The sequence below is a fragment of the Paraburkholderia xenovorans genome, assembly GCF_046030735.1.
GTDB lineage: Bacteria > Pseudomonadota > Gammaproteobacteria > Burkholderiales > Burkholderiaceae > Paraburkholderia > Paraburkholderia xenovorans_A.
Window position 1 is genome coordinate 1 of record NZ_JAQQBV010000050.1, and the last position, 26,194, is coordinate 26,194.

The 26,194-nt window shown below is 56.1% G+C and carries 21 protein-coding genes and 3 pseudogenes; 5 read left to right on the forward strand and 19 right to left on the reverse strand.

Translation table 11 applies throughout. The features are described 5' to 3' along the window. Positions 1–124: 124 nt before the first annotated feature. The 4 genes and pseudogenes from PQQ51_RS31225 to PQQ51_RS31240 form a co-directional block, all read right to left on the reverse strand. Positions 125–394, reverse strand: a pseudogene (locus PQQ51_RS31225) (IS5/IS1182 family transposase); the annotation flags it as partial. A gap of 479 nt (positions 395–873) precedes the next feature. Then, positions 874–1,287 (reverse strand): GlcG/HbpS family heme-binding protein, encoded by a 414-nt coding sequence (locus PQQ51_RS31230; protein ID WP_408501056.1) that lies wholly within the window; start codon positions 1,285–1,287, stop codon positions 874–876. A gap of 171 nt (positions 1,288–1,458) precedes the next feature. Then, on the reverse strand, positions 1,459–2,391 hold the full coding sequence (locus PQQ51_RS31235; protein WP_408501057.1) for a dihydrodipicolinate synthase family protein: 933 nt from the start codon (positions 2,389–2,391) through the stop codon (positions 1,459–1,461). Between the two features lie 186 nt (positions 2,392–2,577). Beyond that, complete coding sequence (locus PQQ51_RS31240; protein ID WP_408501058.1) at positions 2,578–3,759, reverse strand: amidohydrolase family protein; 1,182 nt, start codon at positions 3,757–3,759, stop codon at positions 2,578–2,580. Between the two features lie 344 nt (positions 3,760–4,103). Here PQQ51_RS31240 and PQQ51_RS31245 point away from each other — a divergent pair, with 344 nt between their 5' ends. After that, positions 4,104–5,054, forward strand: coding sequence for a LysR family transcriptional regulator (locus tag PQQ51_RS31245; RefSeq protein WP_408501059.1), 951 nt, complete (start codon positions 4,104–4,106; stop codon positions 5,052–5,054). A 182-nt stretch (positions 5,055–5,236) separates the two neighbouring features. On the opposite strand, the gene PQQ51_RS31250 is transcribed toward PQQ51_RS31245, so the two are convergent. The 7 genes from PQQ51_RS31250 to PQQ51_RS31280 all read right to left on the reverse strand — a co-directional run bounded on the left by PQQ51_RS31250 (position 5,237) and on the right by PQQ51_RS31280 (position 13,134). Next, on the reverse strand, positions 5,237–6,793 hold the full coding sequence (locus tag PQQ51_RS31250; RefSeq protein WP_408501060.1) for a methyl-accepting chemotaxis protein: 1,557 nt from the start codon (positions 6,791–6,793) through the stop codon (positions 5,237–5,239). A 309-nt stretch (positions 6,794–7,102) separates the two neighbouring features. Continuing rightward, positions 7,103–8,245 (reverse strand): porin, encoded by a 1,143-nt coding sequence (locus PQQ51_RS31255; RefSeq protein ID WP_408501061.1) that lies wholly within the window; start codon positions 8,243–8,245, stop codon positions 7,103–7,105. Positions 8,246–8,725: 480 nt separating this feature from the next. Beyond that, positions 8,726–9,148 (reverse strand): hypothetical protein, encoded by a 423-nt coding sequence (locus PQQ51_RS31260; protein WP_408501062.1) that lies wholly within the window; start codon positions 9,146–9,148, stop codon positions 8,726–8,728. Between the two features lie 75 nt (positions 9,149–9,223). Next, positions 9,224–10,516 (reverse strand): cation:dicarboxylate symporter family transporter, encoded by a 1,293-nt coding sequence (locus PQQ51_RS31265; protein WP_408501063.1) that lies wholly within the window; start codon positions 10,514–10,516, stop codon positions 9,224–9,226. 15 nt (positions 10,517–10,531) lie between these two features. Beyond that, on the reverse strand, positions 10,532–11,455 hold the full coding sequence (locus tag PQQ51_RS31270; protein WP_408501064.1) for a porin: 924 nt from the start codon (positions 11,453–11,455) through the stop codon (positions 10,532–10,534). After that, a complete protein-coding gene (locus PQQ51_RS31275) occupies positions 11,455–11,787 on the reverse strand; it encodes a porin (RefSeq protein WP_408501065.1) in 333 nt (110 codons plus the stop codon). The genes PQQ51_RS31270 and PQQ51_RS31275 overlap by 1 nt, the downstream gene beginning before the upstream one ends. Positions 11,788–12,576: 789 nt before the next feature. Beyond that, positions 12,577–13,134 carry a CDGSH iron-sulfur domain-containing protein gene (locus PQQ51_RS31280; protein WP_408501066.1) on the reverse strand — a complete coding sequence of 186 codons (558 nt, stop codon included), beginning with the start codon at positions 13,132–13,134 and terminating at the stop codon, positions 12,577–12,579. A gap of 1,189 nt (positions 13,135–14,323) precedes the next feature. Here PQQ51_RS31280 and PQQ51_RS31285 point away from each other — a divergent pair. The 4 genes and pseudogenes from PQQ51_RS31285 to PQQ51_RS31300 all read left to right on the forward strand — a co-directional run. Then, complete coding sequence (locus tag PQQ51_RS31285; RefSeq protein ID WP_408501067.1) at positions 14,324–15,982, forward strand: FAD-dependent oxidoreductase; 1,659 nt, start codon at positions 14,324–14,326, stop codon at positions 15,980–15,982. Positions 15,983–15,986: 4 nt separating this feature from the next. After that, positions 15,987–17,234 carry an LVIVD repeat-containing protein gene (locus PQQ51_RS31290; protein ID WP_408501068.1) on the forward strand — a complete coding sequence of 416 codons (1,248 nt, stop codon included), beginning with the start codon at positions 15,987–15,989 and terminating at the stop codon, positions 17,232–17,234. Positions 17,235–17,313: 79 nt separating this feature from the next. Further along, a complete protein-coding gene (locus PQQ51_RS31295; RefSeq protein ID WP_408501069.1) occupies positions 17,314–18,207 on the forward strand; it encodes a TAXI family TRAP transporter solute-binding subunit in 894 nt (297 codons plus the stop codon). A gap of 46 nt (positions 18,208–18,253) precedes the next feature. After that, positions 18,254–18,496, forward strand: a pseudogene (locus PQQ51_RS31300) (transposase); the annotation flags it as partial. A 244-nt stretch (positions 18,497–18,740) separates the two neighbouring features. Here PQQ51_RS31300 and PQQ51_RS31305 read toward each other — a convergent pair. The 8 genes and pseudogenes from PQQ51_RS31305 to PQQ51_RS31340 all read right to left on the reverse strand — a co-directional run bounded on the left by PQQ51_RS31305 (position 18,741) and on the right by PQQ51_RS31340 (position 26,151). After that, positions 18,741–19,544, reverse strand: a complete 804-nt coding sequence (locus PQQ51_RS31305) for a hydroxypyruvate isomerase family protein (RefSeq protein ID WP_408501070.1) — start codon at positions 19,542–19,544, stop codon at positions 18,741–18,743. Further along, positions 19,544–20,827, reverse strand: coding sequence for an MFS transporter (locus PQQ51_RS31310; RefSeq protein WP_408501071.1), 1,284 nt, complete (start codon positions 20,825–20,827; stop codon positions 19,544–19,546). The genes PQQ51_RS31305 and PQQ51_RS31310 overlap by 1 nt, the downstream gene beginning before the upstream one ends. Positions 20,828–20,933: 106 nt before the next feature. Continuing rightward, positions 20,934–21,818: a helix-turn-helix domain-containing protein gene (locus PQQ51_RS31315; protein WP_408501072.1), complete on the reverse strand. Its 885-nt coding sequence runs from the start codon at positions 21,816–21,818 to the stop codon at positions 20,934–20,936. A 142-nt stretch (positions 21,819–21,960) separates the two neighbouring features. Continuing rightward, on the reverse strand, positions 21,961–22,599 hold the full coding sequence (locus tag PQQ51_RS31320) for a glutathione S-transferase family protein (RefSeq protein WP_408501073.1): 639 nt from the start codon (positions 22,597–22,599) through the stop codon (positions 21,961–21,963). Further along, positions 22,599–23,213, reverse strand: coding sequence for a glutathione S-transferase family protein (locus tag PQQ51_RS31325; protein ID WP_408501074.1), 615 nt, complete (start codon positions 23,211–23,213; stop codon positions 22,599–22,601). The genes PQQ51_RS31320 and PQQ51_RS31325 overlap by 1 nt, the downstream gene beginning before the upstream one ends. Before the next feature lie 116 nt (positions 23,214–23,329). Then, positions 23,330–24,679 (reverse strand): glutathione-disulfide reductase, encoded by a 1,350-nt coding sequence (gene gorA, locus PQQ51_RS31330; RefSeq protein ID WP_408501075.1) that lies wholly within the window; start codon positions 24,677–24,679, stop codon positions 23,330–23,332. A gap of 35 nt (positions 24,680–24,714) precedes the next feature. Next, positions 24,715–25,801, reverse strand: a pseudogene (locus tag PQQ51_RS31335) (maleylacetate reductase). A 47-nt stretch (positions 25,802–25,848) separates the two neighbouring features. Continuing rightward, complete coding sequence (locus PQQ51_RS31340) at positions 25,849–26,151, reverse strand: Dabb family protein (protein WP_408501076.1); 303 nt, start codon at positions 26,149–26,151, stop codon at positions 25,849–25,851. Positions 26,152–26,194 lie beyond the last annotated feature (43 nt).

The following is a 26,194-nucleotide window of genomic DNA, read 5'->3' on the forward strand; positions in this document are numbered from 1 at the left end:
CATCCCCGCTCCCTTTCGTGCCACTTTCGGCGAGCCAAACCAGCTTTACAATTTTTCCTGAACACGGTTTCATTATATTAGCATTACTATGTAGTTTTTAACTTTCGTGTCGAACTGACCCATTGAAGCGAATGTGCAGCTTACCGAAACCTGCGGATCAAGCGTGCGCGCTCTTCAACCCACCGATGCCGCTCCGGGCGCTCCTTGCTCTCGATACCTTTGCGAGCGACGCGAGCCGTATGCCCCGTCCTCGCAAATCGCGGCGGCATCGGCGGTAGTTGTAACCATTGTCGGCGTGCAATTTGTCGGGCCGTTTGCGCGGCCTTCCATCCAGCCCAGGAATGGAGGGAATGGCATCCAGTGTCTGCTCAAAGGCCATCGAATCATGCCGATTAACGTCGGTGGCTGTGGGCCGACGTTTTTCCTTGAAAATTCGACCATCGACGATGACCGTATCTACATTGGCCGGCTGAGCTGCACTTACAACCATATGAACGGCCTCCGTGAACATCCGGAGATTAATGGCACAGATGTTAATCATGTTCAGACCGGCACGTTTTCCCGGGATCAAGGAACCGATTTTTTCCTCTAGGCCCATTACGGCTTCTCTGAGCAACATGTTTGGAATTAGGGCTCCTACGGCAGCTACTCGAAGTGCGCTGCCAAGAAAGTTTCGCCGGTCAAGACGCAACATCATTCCTTTTGGCAAATCAACTTGGGGCGCACCTGGTCCTAATTGAATATCTCGTCAAAGGCCGTATGGCGTGACATGAAGACTCAGCCGAAGACGGCACTCAACTTTGGCTACTTCAGACGATCCCATGCATCGCATCGCTCAAAACGTGCGCATGCTCATTTTCATCAAGCGACGACTCAAGCGGGTGTCATGCCAAGGCGTGCGATCCCCGCTTTGGCGATCTGTGCGTCCTGATCCGACTTCACGCCGGATACGCCGACAGCACCGACGCACTCATCGTTCACGATCACGGGCACAGCGCCTTCGAGCGTAGCGATAAGCGGTGCACTCAGGAAGGCGTAGCGTCCCCCATTGATCATGTCCTCGTACACTTTCGACTCGCGACGGCCCAGCGCTGCCGTGCGCGCTTTCTCTGTCGACATGTAAGCGCTGCCCGGGGCGGCACCGTCGAGTCGCAACAGGCCGAGCGGATGGCCGCCATCGTCAACGATAGCGATGGACACCTTCCAGCCGTGCTTCTCCGCTTCGCCGCGGGCACCGATGAGCATCGCTTCGACATCGTCGAGCCCGAGTACCGGTTTAGTGTTCATTCATGTTCTCTCTTGGGTGGTAGTGGGATTATGTGAAGGGCGCTGACGGCGCCGTGGCAGCAAGGCCTCTGGTGGCTCCCGCCAGGAAAATGGTCCTGTCGTTCCCCTCCCAGTTGCCCGGGCCTTGTTGGACGTCGGCTTTCATACTCGCGCGAGCCGACCGCGCACGCCCTATGTATTTACTGGGTTACCCCCATGTTCGGCCGAAATCGCGTAGCCACCTACGGCCAACGCCTCAATGAGCTTGTTCTCGCGCGTTTCGTCGAGCGCCATCAGCGGTACCCGCGTGTTCCGCCATGTAGGATCTCCATAGCGGCGCGCCAGCACGGCCTTGATAGCGGGAATAAGTGGGAAGCACTCGACGATCTGTCGTCGTCGGGTAACTCCAGCTTGTAGAGAATCCGCTGTCGCCGAACTCCATCCCAAGTAAGCCCGTTTGATCTCGCGCGCATTGATGTTTCCAGTCGCTGAGATGCAACCGACTGCACCAGCTCGCAGGCCGTCCAATAGGAAGGACTCGGAGCCCGGAAAAACTCTCAAGGAAGGAAACGCATCGATAACAGCTCGCGTATTTTTGAAATCTCCGGAACTATCCTTGAGGCCGGCGATGACGGAGCCATACTTTTTCAGCAAACGCTCGATCAAGACCAAGCTGAACCCAACCTGCGCTATTGGGGGGATGTGGTAGAGATATACACGCAAGCCCTTATCTCCTACGCGCTCAATCAGTTCGCTAAAGTAGGCGAACAGGGCTTCATCATCGACCGCCTTATAGTAAAAGGGAGGAAGCACCAAAACCCCAGCGCAGCCGGCCGTTATCGCCGCTTTCGTCAATTGAACAGCATCGACGATGGAACACGAACCAGTGCCGGGCATCAGTTGCTCGGGACTAGTGCCTTTTTCGATCAAAAGATTTAACAGATCGAGACGTTCAGAAACGCTCAGCGAATTAGCTTCGCTGGTAGTGCCTAGAATTGCCAAGCCGTCGGCCCCTTCATCTATCAAGTGCTGGCAATGCTCTACGAACAACGAACGGTTGACTTGCCCATCGGCTTGAAATGGGGTCGCAGCGGGTACCCATACTCCTCCGCACAGCGTACTCATGATCTAACCTCCAATAAATTACTTCACAAATGCACTCACTTCTCATGCAGTCCAATTTCGGAAAACCGGCTGGCAGCTAAAGTCAGCCTTGAGACTCGAAGTACAGAAAGGGCTTTTCGAGCATTTCAGATGAAATGCAGTCTTGCAGACATCACTCTGGCAGATGGCGGATTAAGCAGCGTCTCGTCAGGGCCATTGATAGAGTTTGGCGGGATTGTCCGAGAACAGGGCTTGCTGTTGGTCTTGCTCAGGCATCCAATCAGTCACGGCATTCAACAGGTCAGCATCGTGAGGCATAGGGCCTTTAACCATGACATGAGGCCAGTCGCTTCCCCAAACCAGTCGCTCCATACAATGATGGGTTAGCCTGCGCGCAATTTCGGCCGCCGTATCGTAGGGCGACCCTTCGTGACCGATACGATAGGGGCCTGTTATCTTGGCCCAGGCGCGCCCGGACTGGAGGAGCGCCAACATGGCCGTCATTCCCGGATGATCGGGATTTACGCCTCGCGACAGGTACCCCATGTGACCAAAGACGATCGGCACCTCGAGCGAACTGAGCTCCTCATCAAGGTTTGGATATTTGTCCACATGGACAAGCAACTCCAAATGCCATCCCAAGGGGGAGATGCGCTCTTGCAGCCGAAGTAGTGCCTCTATCGGTAGATTGGCGCTGGGGGACTTTACGTCTACGAGGTTAACTCGAACCCCCTTAACTCCAACCGCATCCATATCTCGCAGCTCGTTAGTCGATTCCTTGCCACTCAAAACGACAACTCCACGACCGGTATCACCGAGGCTTTGAAGAGCTTCTAGCAGCGCACTGTTGTCGGAGCCATAAACGCTTGGCTGGACCAGCACGCAGCGGGTCAACCCCAAGCTCTTTTGAAGGGCCAGGTAGTCCGCCAAGAGGCAATCCGGTGGTGTATAGATGCGGTCAGGGCTGTAGGGATAGCGGATTGCAGGTCCCAAAATATGGAGGTGGCTATCGCACGCATTGGACGGTAGCGTGACACGCGCTGCAACCAGATTAGCCAAAGGTCCGGCACATTGAGGCGCACTATCGTCGATTGAATTCTTATGACGCGGTTCGGCAGAAGATGGCATTATGAGTTTCTCTAGAGGGGTGTGACATTTTGACTTATCGCCCCTTGGTTCTGACTTAATTGAAATGATGTCGCACAAAATACGCTCATTCGCCGCACATTGAGAATCTAGGTGGACGATATCTTCACTCAACAACGTATCAAAATTGGTCAACCGAATCTGCTTCCTTTTTGCTGGGATTACCGTCTGCTGCTTACGTCGGTCATCGGCCAAATATTTTATATTCAGCGCATCTAACACCTCACATGACAGGTCGGGCATCGATCCATTTCGAAGGAAAACTCGACCGGCACGCCACCAACACTCAGTACACTTGCCTCAACCGTCATCCCACCTATGAAGTCGGTTTTGTTCTGCCTGGAGCGATTCCAATTTGATCCGATCTTCTCTCACCAACACTAATTGAGCTCACAACGATACTGTGCATTCGGTAGTAGCTCTTAGCAGTTAAAACTGGCGAATATGCGCCCTTTATCGCACCGCGAGATCGCAATCCCTGTCTTTGCTTCATGTCGGAAATGGTATAAGCTGCAGGCAACGACGAGAAGCTGCAATTACCTTTAACCCTATTGGCAATTCCGATGATACGCACACCGTCAGTCTGGATGGATCGAATCGGCAAGCGGATGAAGTTGCGCGACCTTTACATCTTGTCTGCCGTTGTTCGATGGGGAAGCATGGCGAAGGCCGCCTCCCATTTGGGAATGTCCCAGCCTGCCGTATCGGAGGCGATAGCCAGCCTGGAGGCGGCATTGGGTGTGCGGCTTCTGAATCGCCATGCGCAAGGCGTCGAATCTACAATCTACGCAGATGCTCTTCTCAAGCGCAGTCAAGTGGTCTTTGACGAGTTGATGCAAGGCATCAATGAAATTGAGTTTCTCGCCAATCCAGAGGTTGGAGAGATCCGCATTGCCTGTGCGGAATTTTTGTCCGCAGATTTACTGCCGCGCGCTATCAGTCTTTTCTCGCAGCACTATCCGCACGTAGTTTTCAGCGTTGTTCAACAAGACACGACCACGTTGGACCATCACGAGCTGCACGAACGCGTCGTTGATATTGTTCTCGCCCGCATGCCGAGGAATTTTGTAGACGACGATTTGAATGTCGAGGTGTTGTTTGAAGATCCGCACTGCATCGTCGCGGGGACGAGCAGCCCTTGGGCACATCGCCGCAACATTGCACTCACGGAAATCGCTAACGAACCCTGGATTATTCCTCCGTCTTCCATCATTGAAAAATTTGTTCGGGCAGAATTTGAAAGGAGAGACATCAGGTTGAATGTGAGCGTGAATGCAGCTTCAATTTTGCTTCGCAATCAACTGCTGTCAACGGGACGCTACATCTCGGTCCTGCCTTTTTCGTTGTTGTCGGGAAATGCCAAGCAGTGGCCAATCATGGCCCTGGAGGTGGATGACGTGCATCTAACGCCGCCACCAATCTCGCTCGTTACGCTGAAGAGGCGTACGCTGAGCCCGGTCGTTGAGCGGTTCGTAGAGCATCTGAGAACTATTGCGCAATCGAAGGACCTGCCTGCAGCCTCCGTCGAGGGGAATTGACGTTGAAGTCGGTGCTGTCGAAGGCCTGTTACCGGGGAAGTCGCATAGCCGCACCCAGGCGGCCTTGAATCAGATATCCACGTAGCAAGCGGTGACAGATATCGAGGCACCCAAAGTGGACGTCAGTGCTGCCGACGTTGCGTATTTGTGCCGACCCAACAGAAGGGTCGGCATGAGCCTGTTTATTCGACAGCTAGCTTGAAAATTGCAACCGCCTGCACGAGATCCTGGGCCTGTATTTTCAAGTGTTCGGAGGCGGCGGCGCTCTCTTCAACAAGCGCCGCGTTCTGCTGTGTTACTTCATCTATCTGGCTAACAGCCGTGCTGATCTGTGCAACTCCGGTGCTTTGCTCTGAACTGGCCGCACTGATCTCATTCACGATATTTGAGACCCGTTTGATAGCCACGACAATCTCCTGCATTGTTGATCCGGCGTGCTCAACCAGCGCCATACCTTGATTCACGCGTTGTACGCTATCAGAAATGAGATCTTTGATTTCCCTTGCCGCTTGACCACTGCGCTGGGCAAGACTCCGGACCTCACCAGCCACTACGGCGAAACCACGCCCTTGCTCTCCTGCGCGTGCGGCTTCCACTGCGGCGTTCAGCGCCAGAATGTTGGTTTGGAATGCCAAGCCATCGATTACGCCAATGATGCTAGCGATCTGTTTAGAACTGTCGTTGATCTCATTCATAGTCTGCACGACTTGCCCTACGACGTCGCCCCCTGTCGTCACAATGTCCGAAGCTGCCATGGTCAATTGATCTGCTTGCGTGGCATTGTCCGAGTTCTGCCGAACAGCCACCCCCAGTTGTTCCATAGATGCGGACGTCTGCTCGAGCGCGCTGGCTTGTTCTTCCGTTCGCTGGCTAAGGTCAAGATTGCCTTGGGCGATCTGCTCGCAAGCGGCGGCTACAAGTTCTGCTCCTTGTCTAACGCCCTTGACGAGGTTGGCAAGGCTCTCTTGCATGCTCCTGAGCTGGGCCATCAGACTAGTAGCGTCTCCCGGCTTCAAAGCAATCGGGACACTTAGATCACCTGCAGCCACCCGCCGCGCCAGTCTGGCAGCTTCTGCTGGCTCCGCCCCGAGTTGCCGGTTGAGCGAACGGAGAACCCAGGTCCCAAAAATGATGGCAAAGCACACGGCACCGGAGATAGCGATGAGAAACGATCGGCGCAGCCTGGCATTCCGCTCTTGCGCTTCTATGAATGTTCGCTTGGCCGCCTCGACGTGATATTTCTGGAGGGCCTGATTGTCCTGTTTCACCGGCACAAACAAAGGCCCCACTACATCAACCAGTAGGCGTCTGGCGTCTTCAGTATTACTCGCCCGCAGCGCATCCAACGTCGAGCGCAATCCGCCGCTGATGAACCTTTCTTGTGCGTCCGAGAAGGCCTTCGTCAAATGCGCCTCCTCTGGACTTTGCACGCGTTGCAAGTAGGCTTTCCAGATCTTGTCGATATCGGCAATGTTTGACTCGATGGCATCAACGTGCGACTTCAGAGCGGCAGCATCGTGTGCGTGCACCGCGATGGCAAGAGAAAGACGCGTATTCATCAAGCGGTCACCGATCTCGCCGAGCACCACTGCGGGCGCCATATGGTCCTCGTAGATCGACTCCATGCCGCCTTCTGCCCTCTGCATTCCCCAGAGCCCGAGTCCTCCGATTGCGACGACTAGAGCGGACAGGACACCCGCCAGGACTGCCAGCCGCGTGGCTACTCTCCATTCCTTCAAGATCTTCTCTCTCGCGTTGTTTACATATCAAACCTACATCACCCGCAATTCTAGATTGCGCTATTTTTCCTCATCGCTAGCTTTAAACGAGCAATGCCTCCTTAGGTCGCGGAGTGCTCTGTGACACATGAGCCTGCAGTACCGATTGGCTGCGTGGTCTATTTCACGAAGCAGGAAATTGCGAACCGATACGATGACTGAAGCTCGCGAATCCAATGGTGCGTGGTTGTCTCATGTTCCCATTGGGCGGCGTCCGTATGAAAAAACATCGGTGATAGACGACCGCCTCATATCGAAGTTGCAGACCTGTCAGAAACTATGTCGAATCCCAACCATTGCACCTACCTGGCTCATCCCATTACCGGGCGTGGCCCCACCGAGACTGACCGAGTATGCGGCCTTACGGCTGTTTTGCAGAAAGCCCAGATTCGCATAAAGCGCCGTCCGTTTGGAAAGAGAATAAGTGACGTTAGCCATCTCCATGTTGGCTCTTGTATCCTGTTGTGAATTGACAATCCGCTGGACCAACGCTTCAATCGAGAGCGCGGGCGTAAGTTGATACAACGCTTCCAATGTCGCTTGATCGGAGGTGATTCCCGCCCCTGAGGGCGTCTGGGGTTCGACGTGCCGATGTTCCCAGAGTGCGGAAATTTTCAATGCACCGTACTTAAAGTAGGTGGCGCCCAGAAGACGAGTATCTCGATTGGAACTCGACGTGAATGTGAGCGGCGCTACACCATTGAACAAATTCACAGCGGACCCAGGCCCCCCATTTTGACTGTCATATGCAATTCCAACACCCCACGGGTCCCCAGCGTAACTTAGCATTGCGGACCACTCCCTGCAGGCAGAAGCATTACCTGGCAAGCTGCCAGCACAGGTACCCTCGCCCGGTGTGTTGAAGCCTCCGGTTGGTGAATTGTCACGCCCAAACGAATAGGTTAAACCGGCACTCAGGTTGCCCATGTTCTTGCTATAGGCGATGGTGTTATCAGACCGGGCGTTCGGAATCCAGGGGTCCAAAGATCCAAATCCGTAGATGTTTGGCCCGATCGAGCTGAACAGGGGAAGCTCTTGCACCACCATTGAGTACTGTCGACCAAACGTCAACGTGCCGTAAGGGCCGTCAATTCCGACAAACGCCTGCCGTCCGAACAATCTCCCCCCTTGCTTCGAGAGACCAGTTCCAACATCGAATCCACTCTCAAGCGTAAATATCGCCTTCCAGTCTCCGCCCAGCGGCTCCTTACCAGTCAGGCCCCATCTCGACGGCACCGTACCGGTATTAATGGGCTCTCTTACGACAGAGGCACCCGAGGAATTAGCGTGATTGATATATTCGATGCCAGTATCCAAAATTCCATAAAGCGTAACGCTCTGTGCCTCAGCCTTCATACAGACGACGCTTGATATACACGCGCCTCCGAGCATCGCTAAAATGATTCCCTTCATGTCTTCCTCCTTAGTCTGCTATATTTATTAAGTAGTACAAAATATCAATAAATTATCTACTTTCTTCTTGTTTTTTCCTTCTTATGGCGGAGCGAACCCAGTGCACTGGCTCTTGGCTAGTGCGATTGGGTGGTGTCTGGATGTCTTCTTAGTAAATCTGCGCCGAATACGATTGGCTCGATATTATTCGTAATCCTAAATAACGTTTCATCTGAAACTGATGCTCTGTCCGTCGTGTTGGGCTTCTCCTCTCACGACTTCTTCTGGCCGCAAAACGACCGGGCGGTCGACGGACCAAGGAATGGCCGTCGCAATTGGTAAGAATCCGCCCGTCAAATAAATTACCCCTCCTTCAGCTGTATCCGACAGGTCGCCGTTGCCGAACAGGTACTGGACGTCCAAAATCAGGGAGTTCAGGGCGTGGTCTCCCGGGGAACCGGCAGACGATGAGCCCGCTCGACACCCAGGTCCTGCGCTCATTCAGTGTGCGGAAGAAGGTTGCAGTTGGCTCTTTGTCGCTCCTTTGTTTCGCGTTAGTAGCGCGATTGTCGAGAAAATCACCGCCAGCACCCAAAATACCGGGCCCAGAATCCCCGGCCAGACTGGCATATGGCCGGGAACGATGACAAAAAGGATGAATCCGATATCTGCGATGCCAACGGTGGCGAAGTTGATCCAATAACCCCAGATGCTGTTCCTCCAGTTCAACGTGATAGCTACGCCAATGGCAGTGATCGAGAAGAACATGAGATTAAATGCATCCTGGAAAACACGCCCTTGAACCATTGACGAATCCATGGCCCGACCAAGCACATACACCGAATGTGCCGCCATGAAATGTAAGCAAGCCCAGATGATGTAAAGGACTGCACCGATTTTTGAGTTGGTGTTTGACGTGCTCATAAAACCTCCGGTTAAAGAACTAGTTGATTGCTCCAGCGCGATAGCGCGCGCCTGGTTTCATATGTGGCCTTGCGATTAGATTCGGACCATTGACGGATCCTCAAAGTGCTTCTTGTAACATTCCAGCGCGGTGGCGGAATCGAACTCTCCTGCCATTTTCCCCACAACTACGGTCGCCACAAGATTGCCGATCACCGTGAGCGTCGCTCTTCCAATCGACATAAACTGCTCAACACCGAGAAGAAGTGCGACTCCCTCGACGGGCACCACGTGCGTCGATGCCACAGTTGATGCGAGCACGACAAAAGCGCTTCCGGTGACACCAGCCGATCCTTTAGATGTGAGCATTAGTATCAACAAGATCCCAATTTGCTCTGACATGCTAAGGTCGATATCGTAGACTTGGGCAATGAAGAGAACAGACATCGAAAGATAGATAGCCGCACCGATTTGGTTGAATGAATAGCCCGTCGGCATAACGAGTCCGACAGCGCGCTTGGAAACCCCGAGCGCTTCGAGTTTCTCCATAAGAGTGGGCAGCACGGTCTCGCTTGGAACAGTACCGAGGACGAGAATGATTTCCTCCTTACAGTACTTCAACAGCCTCCACAGACTCAACCCGTTCAGGTGAGCAATCAGCCCCAGTACGACAAAAACAAAGAAAGCCATCGTCAGGTACATGTACCCGACCAACTTACCAAGGACAAGCAGCGAGCCAATTCCATATTTCCCAACGCTGAAAGCAATCGCGCTAAAAGCCGCAATTGGCGCATACTTCATAACAATCTTGATAATTCCAAAGAGCACAACACCAAATCGCTCGAAGAATTCTTCAATGGGCTTGCCACGCACCCCCATCAATGAAAGCGAGCAACCAAAGAAAATCGAGAACGCGATGATCTGCACCAGATCCCCGCTCACGAATGCCTTAAGCGCATTATCTGGAAATATCGCAACTACAGTATCGATCCACGTCGTCGCGGCCGCTTTCGACGCATTCGGTAATGCAGATTTTGCAATAACACCAACTGAAATTCCGCTGCCAGGCTTTGCAAGGTTTGAAACAAACAGACCCAACGCGAGGGCTACGGTGGTGATAATTTCAAAGTAGACAAGCGCCATCAAACCGATACGACCCGCCTTACGGAGGTCACCAGCACTGGAGATACCTGTAACGATCATGATGAAGACGATGGGTCCGATCACCATCTTTATCAGACGCACGAAAATATCTGCTAGAGGCTTTATTTCCATTCCGACGGTCGGAAAGAAATGGCCTACTAAAATACCCATGAGCACCGCAACAAGAACGTGGAACGTACGTCCTCGATACCAATGGTGGTGCTGCTTTGCTACAAGTTTCGACATGTCTGTCTCCATCCTTTATGTTTTGATATCCCATGCGCCTAAAACACCCAGGGAGTTGTTTCGGTCGATCACTTCGGCACTTCGCTGGTGGAGCGGCAGGCGACGACCGGAATCGTGTGCGCATTTCAAATGCGGCGCCGAGTTGACTGCGGTCCGTCGACCGGAGAGGCGACCCGAGTTGAAGATAGCGGCTTGCGTCACATCCCCAGTTGCTTTTTGCCACACGAAAACCCCATACAAGCTAGTGCGTTTCGACAGCGTGTAATCAAGCCCGCGGTTGATCTTCTCCCATTTCGGCCGGTTTCCGACCGCGAACTTATCCAGGCTGTTGCCCCCGTCCGCATATCCGTCCGTGTAAATTAGTGCGACGCAGGCCTTCCATTCACCCGCAAACCGATAGCGGCCGTTCGCCTCGTGGTTCGACAGCCTGAGCGACGTGCGGTCGGCACAGGAAAGCTTGACCCAGCGATTGAGTAGTCCGGCCGTCAAAGACCCTCGCGTATAGTTCGCGCCGCCGGCGACAGCTTGTTGCCGGTTCACGGGACCAGAGAAGATATTGCGCAGGTTCACGTAGTCGCCCGCCCCGGCACCGGACTGGTTGTTGCCTTCCGTGTTGCCAGCAGTCGGTTGATTAACCTCGAGGTATGACGCTGCAGCGACCAATGGCCCGTTCTGATAGCGAACACCGAACGTACAAGCGCGATCATTGGCGAACCCAGCGCCACCGGTCCTCGACGCCTGATTGCTGAAGGCGTAGACGCCACCGAGTACCAAGCCGTTGATATGGGAGGTTGTGTACTTGGCAGAGTTGGTTAGGTGGGACAAGTTGTAGAGGTTGTCCGACTCACCCACGTGCGCGCCCATACCGCCCTCCCATTGCCTCGAAAACAAGAATGGTCCGACATAGTCGGCACCGAAGTCGTTATCACGTCCCATCATCAACTTGCCCACATGCGGGTTTTGGAGTCCGACAACGACTTGCCGCCCCAATAATCGGTGCCTTCGCCAAGCGCCCCGCCGCTGCTGTTGAATCCGTTTTCGAGCTGAAGGAGGGTCTGGGTGCCACCGCCAAGATTTTCGCGACCACTCAAGCGCCACTGAGATTCGCTTGAGCTTGCCATTTGAAAAATCGTCCGGCCCGCCACGTCCGACACCGAGTGGTTGACGTAGACAATGCCATCGTCAAGGAAGCCATAGAGTGTCACGCTACTTTGCGCGCGCGCAGCCTGACAAAAAAGCGTGCCACACGCGATGAAAATTGGTCGAAGCATTGGTGGCGGTCTCCGTGTTTTGGTATTTTTCAATAGGGGTGCTCCCCTATTTGATTGCCAAAGCCGATAAGCACTCCCTCCGGTCTCATTCACCGGCCTCACCTTCAAGCCACGGTGAGGTAACTTGTATTAAGTTTCATAGAGCTACGCGAACTCAAAACAATAAGGAGCACGCAAAATACCGCCGCAAAAAACCCTTCAAACTTCGGAATTGATGTCTTTACCGGCATTCCCACACTAAAATGGTATGCGCATCCGAAATTGGCAGGAAGCTGGAATTTCCACTAACCCTATCGGCTTTGCTTATGACTCGTCAGGCGAACCTCGGGCGTGCACAGCTTCGACGTCTCGCAAGACGCTTGCCCATGCACATTGCTAGGGTTCTGGCGCGACAGCGCTGCCTGCTTGAAGTGATGCTGTAGCACGCGCGGTGGTACTCGGCTCACTCGCCGAGGCTAGTCAATCTCGGGAAAATGCCGAGTCTCTCTCCGGTCGGCGAGGCATTACTACCGTCTTCGGAACTAGCGCCGCCCATCTGCCCTAAAGCGGCTGCGGCCCTCCTGAACAGCGCGCGACGCGGCGCGCGTTCGCACATCATCGGCTCTCTTTCCCCGAGCACCTGATCGATGCTACAGAGTCCCGGTCAAACGAGCCGTACGCGGCCGCCTGTGAGAATGCCAGCGCATCGCCGGCGGGGATGTGCACCCAGCCATCGAAGTTAGCAGCGGACTGCTTTGGTCCTACTACGACCGTGGCTCCGCACGTGAGCCGCCGCATTCCGCGGTCGCGCTAAAGCGACAGGTGCGAGCCGTCGCACAATGGGCTCGATCCAGTCTGCTTGCAACCGCAAAAATAGACCGTTCCGCCTTCTCGGGCTGTGAACTTTACTGGTGTGAACTCGGTGGTTCTGTGGCTGCCGTCGCAGAAAGGTTGCAACTCACTCAGGCCACAGCGGCACCAATAGTAATCCTTTCCCGCTTCAACGGAAACAGCGAACGGGCTCTTGGCCACGACTTTGCCCTTAGACATAATGTTTTTCCTCTCAATGAAGGTGTTTGGACGTCGGGCCCGGCCCTTGAGCCGAGCCCGTTGGCTTCGCCGATCCGTCGAGATCTGATGAAGCCACGGCAGCAACAGAACGACGACACCGGCTGCTCCCAAATAGCCAACGAGTATCCGCCGTGTCAGCAAGTCCCAGGAGCTCTGGCTCCAGTGCTCAGACGCGAGATTGGCAAGCGCGCCGGCTACGCAAGTTAAGAAGCAGTTCAATAGTCCAGGGACGATGACGCCGACTCCACGCAAATATCGCATCCTCAATTTGTCCATCAGACTCGCATGGTGTCGCATGGAAGTTTGTTTTACAGCAAAGGGTTTGCGAGGCACCCAATTCCGACCACGCCAAGGGTGCGCCTGCCTGCAGTTGCATGGGCAACCGCTCTCGCAGCAACAGTGCCGCCGGCGCCAGCCTTGTTGGCGACAAGCATGGGTTGATGAGGCGCCGACGTGAGCGCTTCCGTAAAAATCGGAGCCAAGAAATCGGAGCCACTGCCCACCGAGAGCGGATCCACGAGTTGCATTGGACCATCAGGGGAAGACACGGCCGATGCCTGTACCTCGATCACCACGTCGCCGCCGGCAACAAGTACGCATCCTCTCCCACGACGGTCGTGTCTTGGTTTCTCTGCGTTTAATGCGAGGCTGCGATTCATCTTGTCCTTTCCGACAGATTTCTGATCTCGCCCGCTTCGAACGTGTCAGGTGCAGTGCTCGGGGCGACCCAGCTGCTTGCTATTTTGGGCGGGACCCTTCGACTGCAGAAGCTGGATATTCAAGTATCCCTATAGGAAAGCCTGATGACTCCCCGCCCGATTGGGACCACTGGATCGGTACTCGCTTGAAGTTGCGTGACCTTCGCGTACTAGCGGAAGTAGCGCGTTGCGGGAGCATGGCGCAGACTGCGCGGCAGCTGGCAATTTGTCAGCCGGCTGAATCCGAATTCGAGTTCGGGGCTCGCGGGTCGCGATTGCCGGAAGTAAGCGTCAAAGCAGCATCGCCGCCGCGCAGGACGAAATTGCTGTCGACTGGCCGCTTCATTCCGGTCATGCATGCGCCGATTTTTATGCAGAACGCACAGACCTGGGGCTTGAAGCGGTTGAACGTCGACGGTGATCTCCGTCCCCGGCCAATTTGACTGATCACTCTGAAGAATCGTTCGCTCGGACCGGCCGTCCAACGCTTCATCGAGCACTTGCGCGCCATTTCGACTTCAAAGACCTGATTGCAGGCAACTCATCGCGTTGCGCGGACGCTCTTGCAGCGAGCAGTGACTCGCGATTCGTGAGGGAGCTTCGTCCTCGTCACGCTCACCAACGTCAAAACCGCCCCATCGGCCTTTCCTATAGGGCTAGACGAAATTGCAGCTTCCGCACCGCGGAGTCGCTCCCTAAGATGTTCAACAGGTTGGACCTTCCGGAGATCCTACGCGATCAAGCTGATACACGGTCCAGTACCACATACAACTCAGAGCAAGCAAAACATGACTGAATCGAAAGTGATTGTGATTGGCGCCGGTCCCGTGGGTCTGACGCTGGCAATGGACCTGGCATGGCGAGGCATAGAGGTCGTGGTGGTCGAGGCGCGCGCGGACGGAGAACTCCCGGCAGTCAAATGCAACTCCGTTTCGTCGCGCTCGATGGAGGTGTACAGGCGGCTCGGCGTCGCCAAGAAAATTCGCGAGATCGGCCTTCCTCCGGACCACAGCACAGACGTGCTCTCAACGACGAGCGTCACTGGTATTGAGCTGTCTCGGCTTGTATTGCCGTCTCGTAATGCCAGGAAGCAGGGCGTCACCTCACCTGACAGCGGGTGGCCCACTCCCGAGCCTTCGCACCGTGTGAACCAGCTGTTCTTTGAGCCCCTCATCTTCGAGCACGCGACGAAGCAACCGCGGATCCAGATCCTGAATCGGCACGAATTCGTCGAATACGTTCAGGAGAAGCATCGCGTGGTCGCCCGCATACGTGATCTGGACTCGGGCGAGCTCAAGGAAATCGCTGGTGCATATCTGGTGGGTTGCGACGGTGGCCGTTCCATCATCCGCACGATGATCGGCGCCACGTTCATCGGCACGCCTCAGATCCAGAAGGTGCAGTCCAGCTTCATTCGCGCGCCGAAGCTGATGTCGATGATCGGCTCGAATCCGGCGTGGATGTATTACGTCCTGAACCCTCGGCGCTGCGGCACCGTTATTGCGATCGATGGCATAGAGCGCTGGAACGTTCACAACTTCCTCTACAACAACGAAGACTACGACGAGGTCGATCGGGACTGGGCCATCCGCCAGCTCTTGGGGGTGGGGCCGGACTTCGAGTACGAGATCATCTCGAAGGAAAACTGGATGGGTCGGCGGATGGTGGCCGACAAGATGCGGGATGGGAGAGTTTTTATCGCGGGTGACGCCTGCCACCTGTGGATTCCCGCCGCCGGCTACGGCATGAACGCGGGGATCGCTGATGCGGCCGATCTGGCATGGATGCTGGCGGCAGTGTTGCAAGGCTGGGCTGGGGAAGGAGTCCTTGACGCTTATGAAGCGGAGCGCAAGCCAATCACCGAGCAGATCTCCCAGATCATCACCGAAGTCGCCGTTGCCGTTATGCAGCAGCGTCGCAACGTCCCCGCAGACATCGAGGACGATGGACCAGCTGGAGAGGAGTCGCGCAAGCGTGTTGGCGAGCAATCACACGATCTCGAGCTCAAGCAACAATGCTCGGCCGGCCTCAACTACGGCTACTACTATGCCGACTCTCCTATCATTGCGTACGACGGCGCGACGCAGCCGGCGTACTCGATGCACGAGTATCGACCGTCCACGGTCCCCGGTTGCCGTGCACCGCACGTATGGCTGGACGGCCGGCGCTCTCTTTATGATGAACTCGGCCCGTACTACACCCTCGTTCGGGTCGATCCGCTCATCAATATCGGCCCGCTTGTTCAGGCAGCTCACAAGCGCGGAGTTCCGATCAAGGTCCTTGACCTGAATCCGTCGGAGGCGGATGGGCAGTATGAAATGGGTTTAACGCTGGTGCGCGCAGACCAGTACGTCGCTTGGCGCGGCAATTCGGTGCCGGCCGACCCCATGGAGCTAGTTGACGTCATTCGCGGCGCAGCGCGCGTGCGCGAGGCTACGGAGGTCTAATGTCATGAGCAGCAGCATTTCCGCGGCAAGAGCGGAGTCCGCGAAAAACATCTCCCTTGTCGCATACAGCGACCAGGGTGGTCGACCCGATGGCGTACAAGTCATCGTACACAAGGGCTTTGCCTACGTCGGCCACATGTTCAGTGACGGGTTCAGCGTGCTGGATGTCAGGGATCCACAAAAGCCGGAGGCTGTGGCGTTCGTGCCGATGCCAAAAAACACACGTTCGCACCACCTCCAGGTCGCTGACGACCTGCTACTAGCAATCAATGGCCCCAGCATCTGGACCTTGGCTCAGTTTCAGGACCAGAGCAAGTATTTCGCGAGTACGCTGACGACTTCATTCAAAGACAGCGAGCTCGCCTTCGCAGCTGGCGTCCGAATCTACGACATCAGCGTGCCATCGGCCCCCCGAGAGATTGCGTTTCTTGAGATACCGGGTCTTGGCGTGAACCGCATTTGGTGGACCGGTGGGCGATACGCATATGTAGCTGTACACGAACAAGGCTACACAGATCACGTTATGGCGGTGATTGACCTTTCAGTCCCGGAGCGACCCGAGATCGTGAGCAGATGGTGGTTGCCCGGTCAATGGAGCGCGGGTGGCGAGCAGTCCGAGCTGCCAAAGGGTAAGCGCCATGCAGCCCACCATGCGATCGTTGCTGGTGACTTCGCCTACGGTGCATGGCGCGACGGCGGCATCACGATCCACAACATCCGTGACCTGTCCAAGCCGGTCATGATCAGCCACTCGAATTGGAGCCCGCCATTCACCGGCGGAACGCATACCGCGCTGCCGCTCCCCGAACGAAACCTGCTGGTAGTTGCGGACGAGGCGACTACCGTGAACTGCGCAAACGGCGTTCCGCGGATTTGGGTCGTTGATATCCGACGTCCTGAATCGCCCGTGCCGATCTCGACATTGCCAGTGCCCAGCGAGATCGACTACTGCAACAAGGGGGGGAAATTCGGTCCCCACAACCTCCACGAAAACCGTCCAGGATCGTTTCAGAGTTCTGACATCGTTTTCGCCACGTACTTGAACGCAGGAGTTCGGGCGTACGACCTTCGTGACCCGTTCCAGCCGACAGAGTTGGCGCATTACGTGCCGCCACCGCCTGCGCGGATGGTTGACCCTCGGCCGAACGCGCCCGCAGTCGTGCAGTCCGGTGATCTCTTTGTGGACAAGGAAGGGTTGATTTACCTGACGGACCCGAACGCCGGTCTGCACATTCTGCAGTTCGAAGGTTAGCAAACAGCCAAGTAACCCGTGTGTTGAGCGAATGTCTGCCGCTCATCAATTTAACTCGCTTCACCGAGAAGTCACGAACATGAACGATCTGCCAACAAAAATTTCATTGGGAACAGCGACTCCTGGAGGCGGCTTCCCCTTATACGGGGACGCGGCCGCTACCTCCGTCAACGAAACCGATCCTTCGCTGCTCGTACAAACACGAAACACCGCCGGCAGCGCAGAGAATATTCGCCTGCTGGAAGCGGACGAGCTAGACATGGCGCTGGTCGCAGGTGAGCCCGCCTATGAAGCTTTCGCTGGAATCGGCCGACCAACGTCGAATCTGAAAATCATCGCGGCAATCTATTCCAGCCCGGGCATGTTCGCAGTCAGGGGCGACAGCTCTGCAAAGTCTGTGCGGGATCTGGTTGGCAAACCGATTGCGTGGGGCACGCGTGCATCTGGTATCACCCTGCTTGGCAAGTATGTGATGGATGGCTTGGGTCTGGACAGAGAAAAGGACTTTGAACCGCACTTTCTCGAGAAGGCCGCTGACGGTCCAATCATGCTCGCCGAAGGCAGGGTAGCCGCGCAATGGGGAGCGGGAATTGGCTGGCCTGGCTTCACCGCAATCACAAATGCGGGCGGTCGACTGATCGGACTAGCGTCCGACGAGATCAAGAAGATCCGCGCCAAGCACAATTTTTTGAAGCCCATTGTCGTCCCCGCCGGTTCCTACCCGGGCCAAGCCGAACCTATCCAGGCAGTCGGATCGTGGAGCTACATCCTGGGTAGGGTCAGTCTGGATGAAGACGTGGCCTACCGTTTTGCGAAAGCACTTGACTTCGCTCATGCCAAGCTGGTCCAGCGCGTTGAGCAGGGTGCCGAGACCCGGCCGGAAAATACCCTCGCCGCGTCTCCCAACTTCCAACGGATTCACCCCGGTGTCTTGCGCTATCTCGTGGACAAAGATGTGGACAATATCGCTTGATGCCGGCCGCTTGCACGACAGGATTCCATGTGCCGGCGGATAGGCGGTTCATCTGATCGTTGACAGATTGCCTGCATATAAGAAAGCCGTCTTTAAGGAGAACGTCGTCAGCACCCAGGGAAAACTGAGCAAGCATTTCTTGCCCGGTTATGCCCCGGACCTCAATCCGGACGAACCGGTGTTGGGCCACGTCAGGCGTACCGGCGTCGCACGACGCCCTCTGCAAACGGGAGAAACGCTGGGAGCACGGATTCACGAACAGTTCGCACCATTGGACAAAATCCCAAGCTCTTCCGCTAGCGTTCGAGCCACTTACGCACGTTCGGCACCGTCACGCGATGATCGTCTGCAGCTTGCGACACACACGAGAACCGTGTTCAGTGATCTCCGGGACCATCTCAAGTCGACGGGTGACGGTGAGTTGGGCGTTCTCACAGATGTTCATCCGGCTGGGTTCCTGGGAGGTTGGGTGCTTGGGGACCTCCAGTCTCCCAGACCCAGTCCGGATGAACCATCGTTGACGTAGCTTCGGGTCAGATTGCTGCCTGCCCGCAGGTGTGCAACCAGGAAAGAGAAGAAGACGTCTTCGGAGTCGATGGATAATACTCGGCGCCTATCCATCCGCTGTAGCCACTCGCCCTAATACTTGAGAAAATATATGAGTAGTTCAACTCGCCGTCACCTGGCTCATGCCGATCGGGCGGATTGCCAATCTGCACGTGGTCAATGATATCGAGATTGTCGAGGAATCGACGAACCACATTCCCCTCCTCGACCTGGACGTGATAAAAATCAAATAGCATCCGAAGATTGCCACTTTTGACATCGGCAATAACCTCTCGGCACTGCCCAACGGTCGACAAAAAATAATTCGGATTATCCTGCAGATTATGACTTTCGATCAACAGTGTGATTCCGTGGGCCGCGCATCGATTGGCGGCCCACCGCAGGTTCTCAACGAACGTATGATGGATTTCCCGATGATCCATGTCATCACGTACGATGCCGGCCAAAGACAGCAGTTTTCGACAACCGAGGCCCGTGGCGTACTCGATGCCAAGTTCAATTTGCTCCCGATAGTCCTTTTTCATGCCAGGCACGGCGGCACAACCTCGCGAGACCCCACGTACTAACGGACCCATTGGCGCGTTGAGGCTAACGACCTTTTGTCCAGCATCGAAGGCAGCTTTGACGATCTGCCCACACGGAAAATCATAAGGAGAGGTCAGCTCCACTGCACGGAACCCATCCTGTCGAGCCGCCTCAAATCGATCCAGAAACGGCCGCTCCGTATATAGAAAATGAAGGTTTGGGCAAACAGGAATCGACGCCATCATCACTTGTCCAACTGACGTCCACGAGTTTCTGGAAGAGCGAGCGTGCAAATCGCCATAACTGCATAGCCACCCGCAGCAAAGATACCAAAGGCTGCGCCCAGTCCAATCCGCTGGGAAGCTAATCCCACCAGCAATGGCACGAACGATCCAGTTGCACGCCCGAAATTATGCACAAAACCCAGACTCAATCCTCTGCAATACGTCGGAAATGTCTCGGTAAAAAACGTCGGAAGCACGCTGAAGGCACCCAATGAAGAGAAGCCCAGCGGAAATCCAAGGGCAAGCAGAACAGTGTTGTTCGCGGGAACCAGTGTGTATAGCAGAACGATCACGATCGAACCGATTCCGAAGACGCTGATAGCGCCTCGACGGCCGATACGGTCGGACAGATAAGCCGCCGCAAGATAGCCAAAGAAGCTTCCTGTAACCGTCACCAGGACATACGCTCCCGTACCTGCAATACCCAGCCCTCGCTCGCGGCTGAGGAACGTAGGAAGCCAGTTCGCGATCGCGAAATAGGCGCCTTGACCTCCTGTCGATAGTACCGAGCAAATCAACGTACGACGCAGCATCGCTAGTCTGAATATCTCGAAGGGCCCATGACCGCCTCGGGCTCCGTCGGCGAGCGAGCTCCGATATATCTCGGGCTCGTCCACATAGCGGCGCACATAGATGACGAGCAAAGCCGGTAATACGCCGAGGATGAACAACACTCGCCAGGCGAGGACCGGTTTGAAGATGGCAAAGACCGCGGTGAACAGAATCGTGGCAAGACCCCACCCGATCGCAAAGCCGGTCGCATTGATTCCGAGCGCCTTTCCGCGCATTGATTGCCGGACGCTTTCGCTCAGCAGCACCGCGCCCGCCGCATATTCACCGCCAAAACCTAGTCCCATCAAGCCCCGCACAATCAGCAGTTGATCGAAGTTCTGCACCAGCCCGGAAAGAAGCGAAAACGTCGCGAACCAGATGATGGTCAGTTGCAGCGTCTTGACCCGTCCGATCCGATCGGACAAGTAACCCGCCACCCATCCACCGAGAGCCGACGCCATCAGCATCACCGTGCCGATTGCACCTGCCTGCGGCCGTGTGATGGCCCACGTCGCGATTAGCGTCGGCATGACGAATGAATACATCTGTGTGTCCATGCCGTCGAGCACCCACCCGGACCAACAGGCTTTTAGCGTGCGTCGCTCCGCCTTCAGCATTTCGCCAAGCCAAGTGCGCGTCTTGTCCTGTTCGCGAGGCACGGACGCGTCATCCGGATTTGTTAACTTCTCCATTTTCTATCCTGTACAAGTGTTATGGCCGTGCAGAAGGCTGGCGTGACCTAGCTCGTGATGTGATTCGACCGCGGAGGCAGTCTCGTGGCGAGCAATCGCCGACGCGTCACCAGCCCGGGCTATTCGCTGATCGTCGATAGGCTCCCGGTGCAATACCAACGAGACGCCGGAAAACGTTGGTGAGGTGCTCTTGATGCGTGAAGCCGCAGTGCAGCGCAACCTCGACCAGAGGCTGGTCGCTGTGTGACAGCAATTTCCTGGCAAGCTCGATACGTCGGTTGAGGACGAACTGATGCGCCGGTTGGCCAAGCGTCGCTTTGAATTGCCTGACGAAATGTGCGGGGCTCATGTTCGCTATTTCGCACAACTGCGAGAGTCTGATCGGCTCCTGCAAATTCGAATCGATATATTCAACGACCCGTCGCAATTTCACCGGCGATAACCCTGGTCGCCCCCGCCTCCGGCTAGCAACTCGTCCATCGACACATCGAGAAACGAGTCGTTCCGCCATGGCCACCGCCAACGAATCCACATAGAGATCCATTGCACCGACCCGAGACTTCATCAATCGGGCGAGTTCCGTTCCCAGTTCCAGAAGTAAGGTGTCGCGCACACAGAGTTCCGGTTTGAGTTCGGTCTCGCTCCCGAATAGATCACGATGCAAATACAGGTGCATCGTTTCAACCCACGATTCGAGACTGATGTTGAAGGCTTGATCCGCAGGCCATACGTATATGCTGCCAGCAGGTACACTGCGACGGACGTGCGTGTCATCGGCACGCGCCTTTACGTGCGCCCCGGCACCTAGATGAAACACCAACAGGTGGTGTGGCGCCGGATGAACGCTCGCCTGAAATGGGTTTTCGCGCTGGATGAACGCGCACGCGGAAGTCCAGCCAAGATCGACGCTCGAGTAACGCGCTTCGCATCCCGGGCGAGTGACAATGCGCTGAATGTCGGCAATACAGCTGAGTTCTGGGGATGCCATCATGCTGCTCCTTCCTACCCGCGATCAGCTTGCCGACTCGCGGCGCTTCATCGCAATCTCCTTGCCACGGGTCGTCGCCCGACTTTTGTCTGTCCATCGCGCCTGCGGCGTGCATTCGCCACGTTGCTCGAAGTCTTCTCGCCCTCTATGCGAACTCTATGCTCACGATATGCTTGTGGAACGGCGCGCGACCGCACATCTCTTCATACCAGCGCTGTAGATGTGCATAGTGCGGGCGCGCAATCGGAAGCCGAAACCAGCGATGCGCGAGCGCCCCGATGGAAATGTCGGCAAGCGTAAAACCATCGCCGGCGATGAACCTTTGTGATGACAGCGCCTGGTCCAGCATCAGGAATAGCGCCGCGTTGCGTGCCCGGTGCGGTTCGATCAGTTCCGATGCGCGCTGCTCCGGCGGCGTGCGAACGATGCTTTGATACAGCAGCGTATTGGCCGGACCAAGCGTCGACAACTGCCAGTCCATCCAGCGCTCAACGCCCGCGCGTCCCGCTGGATCCGCAGGATAAAAGCTGGAGGCGCCGAAAACGTTGGCGAGATATCGCAGGATGGTATTGGACTCCCACACCACGTGATCGCCGTGGATGAGCGTTGGTACGACACCGTTCGGGTTTTTCAGCAAATAGGCTGCGTCGTGGTTTCCACCAAATACCCCGCCCACATCTACTCGAACACTTTCGCGGTCGATCTCCCCCAGAAGCCACATTACTTTCTGCACGTTCGACGACGTGCTACGCCCCAACACAGTGAGACCAGGATCGGTTCGCATCACAGTGCCTCCATTCCGCGCACAACCGCCGGCCTTGTCCCGACCGCGTCGTACCAACGTTTGACATTGGGCAATGCCGACCAGTCGAGCTTGTGGAGCTCAAAACGAGCGATCCAGGGGTAGACCGCGATGTCTGCAATGGTGTACTCGCTGCCAGCAATAAATTCGTTACCGCCCAGCACGGCTTCCAGCACGCCATAAAGCCGATGCGTCTCCGACGTGTAGCGTTCTACGCTATATGTCTGCTCTTTCGCGTAGCGCTGGAAGTGGTGCATCTGCCCGAAGATAGGACCGACACCGCCCATCTGGAACATCAGCCATTGGAGCGTCTGGTAGTGCGCACGGCCCGATGCTGGCAGCAACTTGCCGACCTTGTCGGCCAGATAGATGAGGATCGCGCCGGATTCGAACAGCGTGATCCGATTTCCGTCCGGGCCTTCGGAATCGATGATTACCGGAATCTTGTTGTTTGGATTGAGTGCCAGGAATTCCGGGCTGAATTGCTGTCGGTTCATGATGTCGACTCGGCGGATCTCATATGCAAGTCCAACCTCTTCGAGCGCAATCGACACCTTTCGACCATTCGGCGTGCCCCATCCATAAAGAGTGATCATTTATTCGCCTCCTCCATCGCGTCGCGCTTTCAAAGCGTAACCACTTTAACCGTTGGTTCGAAGAGCAACGACAGCCTTGTCGAAAAACATATTCCCTTGTAGTGGGATAATCAGGGCTATCGCGGCACCCTCAATGTGACGAGTTCCTCGGCCAGAGTCGGATGCACTGCAATCGTCGCGTCGAAATCCGCCTTGGTGGCACCGGCGGCGATCGCCACTGCCACGCCCTGAATGATTTCAGCCGCGTCGACACCCACGATATGGGCGCCAAGGATCTTTTGCGAGCTCGTATCCACCACAAGTTTGACGAGCGCAGTCTCGTCGCGACCAGACATAGCCGTGCGCATCGGCCGGAAGGTGCTCGCGTAGATAGACACCGCGTCGAAGCGCTTGCGCGCCTGCTCTTCGCTCAGTCCGATCGACGCGGCCTGTGGTTGGCTAAACACCGCGAACGGCACCCGCTCATAAGTGGTCGTACGTGACGTGTTGCCGAAGACCGTATCGGCGAACGCGTGTCCCTCGTGAATCGCCACAGGTGTCAGACTCAACCGATCGGTCACGTCTCCTACCGCATAGATGCTCGGGCAGGTCGTCGCCGAGTAGGAATCGACCTTCACCGCACCGCGCTCGGTGAGGGCGACTGCCACCGATTCCAGCCCGAGGTTAGCTGTATTGGGATGTCGGCCGGTTGCGGCCATGACGGCATCCACCGCCAACGTCTCCCCATTGGTCAGTTGCAGCTGGATCGACCCATCCTGTCGACAGACCGACGCTACGTAGATGCCCAACCTCAGATCGACGCCGCTTTTCGCGATCTCTGTTCCCAACCTGCTGCGTAACTCTTCGTCGAAGCCACGCAGAACCTGCGCTCCCCGATGCAACTGAACGACCTGACTGCCCAATCCGTTGAAGATCCCAGCAAACTCGCACGCAATGTAGCCACCCCCGATGATCGCCACTCTTTGCGGCCTGGCCTGCAGTGCGAAAACGTCGTCAGACGTGACCATGAGAGCCGAGCCTGAAACGTCGGGTTTGACAGCGCGTGCGCCGGTTGCAATCAGAATCACCCTGGCGCTGATCGACCGACCATCGACTTCGACAGAATGTGGTCCGATAATCTTCGCCCGCGCCGCGAACGACGTCACGCCCGCGGCATCGAGCAGCCGCTGATATACCTGCTCGAGCCGGGCTACCTCGAGGTCCTTCACTGCAATCATCGCGCCCCAGTCATGCGTTGCGTCGGTGACGTGCCAGCCGAATCCTGCTGCCTCGCCAATGCAGCGCCCCAGTTGCGAGGCATACATCAACAGTTTTTTGGGCACGCAGCCACGAATCACGCATGTTCCGCCGAAGCGGCTTTCTTCCGCGATGGCTACCCGTGCACCATGGGCGGCAGAGATCCGGGCCGCTCTCACGCCGCCGGAGCCTGCACCTATTACAAAAAGGTCAAAATCATGTTTTCGCATGGCATTTCAGAAAAAAACAGTAGCTCTGGCCAGCCTCAGTTTGGGCGTTGCCCGTCGTATGCCTGAACAAGCAAATGCCGAAGCGCAGGTCTTGCGAGCGCGCGAGGATTGGGGTAGGGGTTTGCAACCGCCAGCTCGAGCGCCCGATCCAAGCCTTCTTCGGGCATATCGAGGGCGGCGAGGGAAGTCGGCAGTCCGCTTTCCCTCAAGAGCTCGAAAAGACCTGCGGAGGCATTGTCAACGCCGAGTGCTCGCGCAATACACCGCGTTGCCTCCGGCGCGGCATCGGCGTTGTACGCCAACGAATAAGGCAGCATCATCGCGTACAGCTCTGCATGAGGAAGGTTGAAGGTGCCTCCCAGCGTATGGCACAACTTCTGATGCAGTCTCATCGACGCGGGCCCCAATGCAACGCCGCATAACCATACGACATATTGCGCATCGGCACGAGCGGCGAAATTGGTCAGATCCTTCGGAATGCCAATGCGTGCTGAACTCATGACCCGGATACCCTCCTCTTCAATCAAAGAGATTGCTGGATTGCCGTCGTGCGCGCGAAGGCTTTCGGCTGCATGAGCAACGGCGTTCAGACAACTCGGGAGCGGCATCAATGGTGGTAGCGAGACTGGTCAAGGTCGGGTCGTAAATCACCGCGCGGTAATACACGCTTGTCACGTCCGGTCTTCTTCAACCCGCTTTCTGTAACACCGAAGATCGGTGGCATCTCGCTCCCCGCGTAGGTGGCTGGAACCGCTACGATTGGCAGCGAAGTTTGCAGCGAGCCTTGCCGAGCCCGATCGCCGAGCCTCCACCGATCGCGACGACACAATCGGCCCCACCTTCCGAGGCAATTTCGCAAGCCCGGCGTGCGCCCTCGGCAGGAAAGTGCATTGCAGCCTCCACAAACAGGCCGACAGTCCTGTCTCCGAGCATGCGAGCCACGCGTTTCCCGTCCTTCTCCTGGCCGTGCACCGAGAGCACCAAGACCCGCTTGCACCTGAGGAGATCCACTTCGTCGCCGAGTCTTCCGCGTGAACGGATCCCGAATATGAATCGAGGAATACTTAATTCCAATGCGAAGCCGACCAAACGGTTCTCCCCAACCGAAGCTGAAATGCTCATTTTATTTCCCAAGGTAAGTACGGCCGCTTCGGCTTCGCGCTTCAGGTTTACTCGACGAGGTAGTCGACCTGATGCCTCGCGATTCGAAGCCCCGCCAACCTTTCCTTTACCTGCAGATGAGCCGGGTGAACCGCATAATGCTCCAGCGCCTCCGGCGACTCGAACTCAGAATACAGTACGACATCGCACGAATACTCAACGGAGCTGATGTCAACGCCGATCTCCAGATTCACCAGACCCGGGATCGTTTCCTTCATGGCGGCAAAGGCGGCTTTCACTTGGTGAATACTTTCCGCTTTCTCCTCTGCTGTGGATCCTTTCAACGTCCACATCACAATATGCTTGATCATGATCGAGATACGCCTTTGAGTTAGATTTACACCACCGGATTCT

Bases quoted from the DNA above. Each gene is read 5' to 3' on its own strand.
- PQQ51_RS31230 (WP_408501056.1), bottom strand. From the start codon at position 1,287: ATGAACACTAAACCGGTACTCGGGCTCGACGATGTCGAAGCGATGCTC.
- PQQ51_RS31235 (WP_408501057.1), bottom strand. From the start codon at position 2,391: ATGAGTACGCTGTGCGGAGGAGTATGGGTACCCGCTGCGACCCCATTT.
- PQQ51_RS31240 (WP_408501058.1), bottom strand. From the start codon at position 3,759: ATGCCCGACCTGTCATGTGAGGTGTTAGATGCGCTGAATATAAAATAT.
- PQQ51_RS31245 (WP_408501059.1), top strand. From the start codon at position 4,104: ATGGATCGAATCGGCAAGCGGATGAAGTTGCGCGACCTTTACATCTTG.
- PQQ51_RS31255 (WP_408501061.1), bottom strand. From the start codon at position 8,245: ATGAAGGGAATCATTTTAGCGATGCTCGGAGGCGCGTGTATATCAAGC.
- PQQ51_RS31260 (WP_408501062.1), bottom strand. From the start codon at position 9,148: ATGAGCACGTCAAACACCAACTCAAAAATCGGTGCAGTCCTTTACATC.
- PQQ51_RS31265 (WP_408501063.1), bottom strand. From the start codon at position 10,516: ATGTCGAAACTTGTAGCAAAGCAGCACCACCATTGGTATCGAGGACGT.
- PQQ51_RS31270 (WP_408501064.1), bottom strand. From the start codon at position 11,455: ATGATGGGACGTGATAACGACTTCGGTGCCGACTATGTCGGACCATTC.
- PQQ51_RS31275 (WP_408501065.1), bottom strand. From the start codon at position 11,787: ATGCTTCGACCAATTTTCATCGCGTGTGGCACGCTTTTTTGTCAGGCT.
- PQQ51_RS31280 (WP_408501066.1), bottom strand. From the start codon at position 13,134: ATGCGACACCATGCGAGTCTGATGGACAAATTGAGGATGCGATATTTG.
- PQQ51_RS31285 (WP_408501067.1), top strand. From the start codon at position 14,324: ATGACTGAATCGAAAGTGATTGTGATTGGCGCCGGTCCCGTGGGTCTG.
- PQQ51_RS31290 (WP_408501068.1), top strand. From the start codon at position 15,987: ATGAGCAGCAGCATTTCCGCGGCAAGAGCGGAGTCCGCGAAAAACATC.
- PQQ51_RS31295 (WP_408501069.1), top strand. From the start codon at position 17,314: ATGAACGATCTGCCAACAAAAATTTCATTGGGAACAGCGACTCCTGGA.
- PQQ51_RS31305 (WP_408501070.1), bottom strand. From the start codon at position 19,544: ATGATGGCGTCGATTCCTGTTTGCCCAAACCTTCATTTTCTATATACG.
- PQQ51_RS31310 (WP_408501071.1), bottom strand. From the start codon at position 20,827: ATGGAGAAGTTAACAAATCCGGATGACGCGTCCGTGCCTCGCGAACAG.
- PQQ51_RS31315 (WP_408501072.1), bottom strand. From the start codon at position 21,818: ATGATGGCATCCCCAGAACTCAGCTGTATTGCCGACATTCAGCGCATT.
- PQQ51_RS31320 (WP_408501073.1), bottom strand. From the start codon at position 22,599: ATGCGAACCGATCCTGGTCTCACTGTGTTGGGGCGTAGCACGTCGTCG.
- PQQ51_RS31325 (WP_408501074.1), bottom strand. From the start codon at position 23,213: ATGATCACTCTTTATGGATGGGGCACGCCGAATGGTCGAAAGGTGTCG.
- gorA (WP_408501075.1), bottom strand. From the start codon at position 24,679: ATGCGAAAACATGATTTTGACCTTTTTGTAATAGGTGCAGGCTCCGGC.
- PQQ51_RS31340 (WP_408501076.1), bottom strand. From the start codon at position 26,151: ATGATCAAGCATATTGTGATGTGGACGTTGAAAGGATCCACAGCAGAG.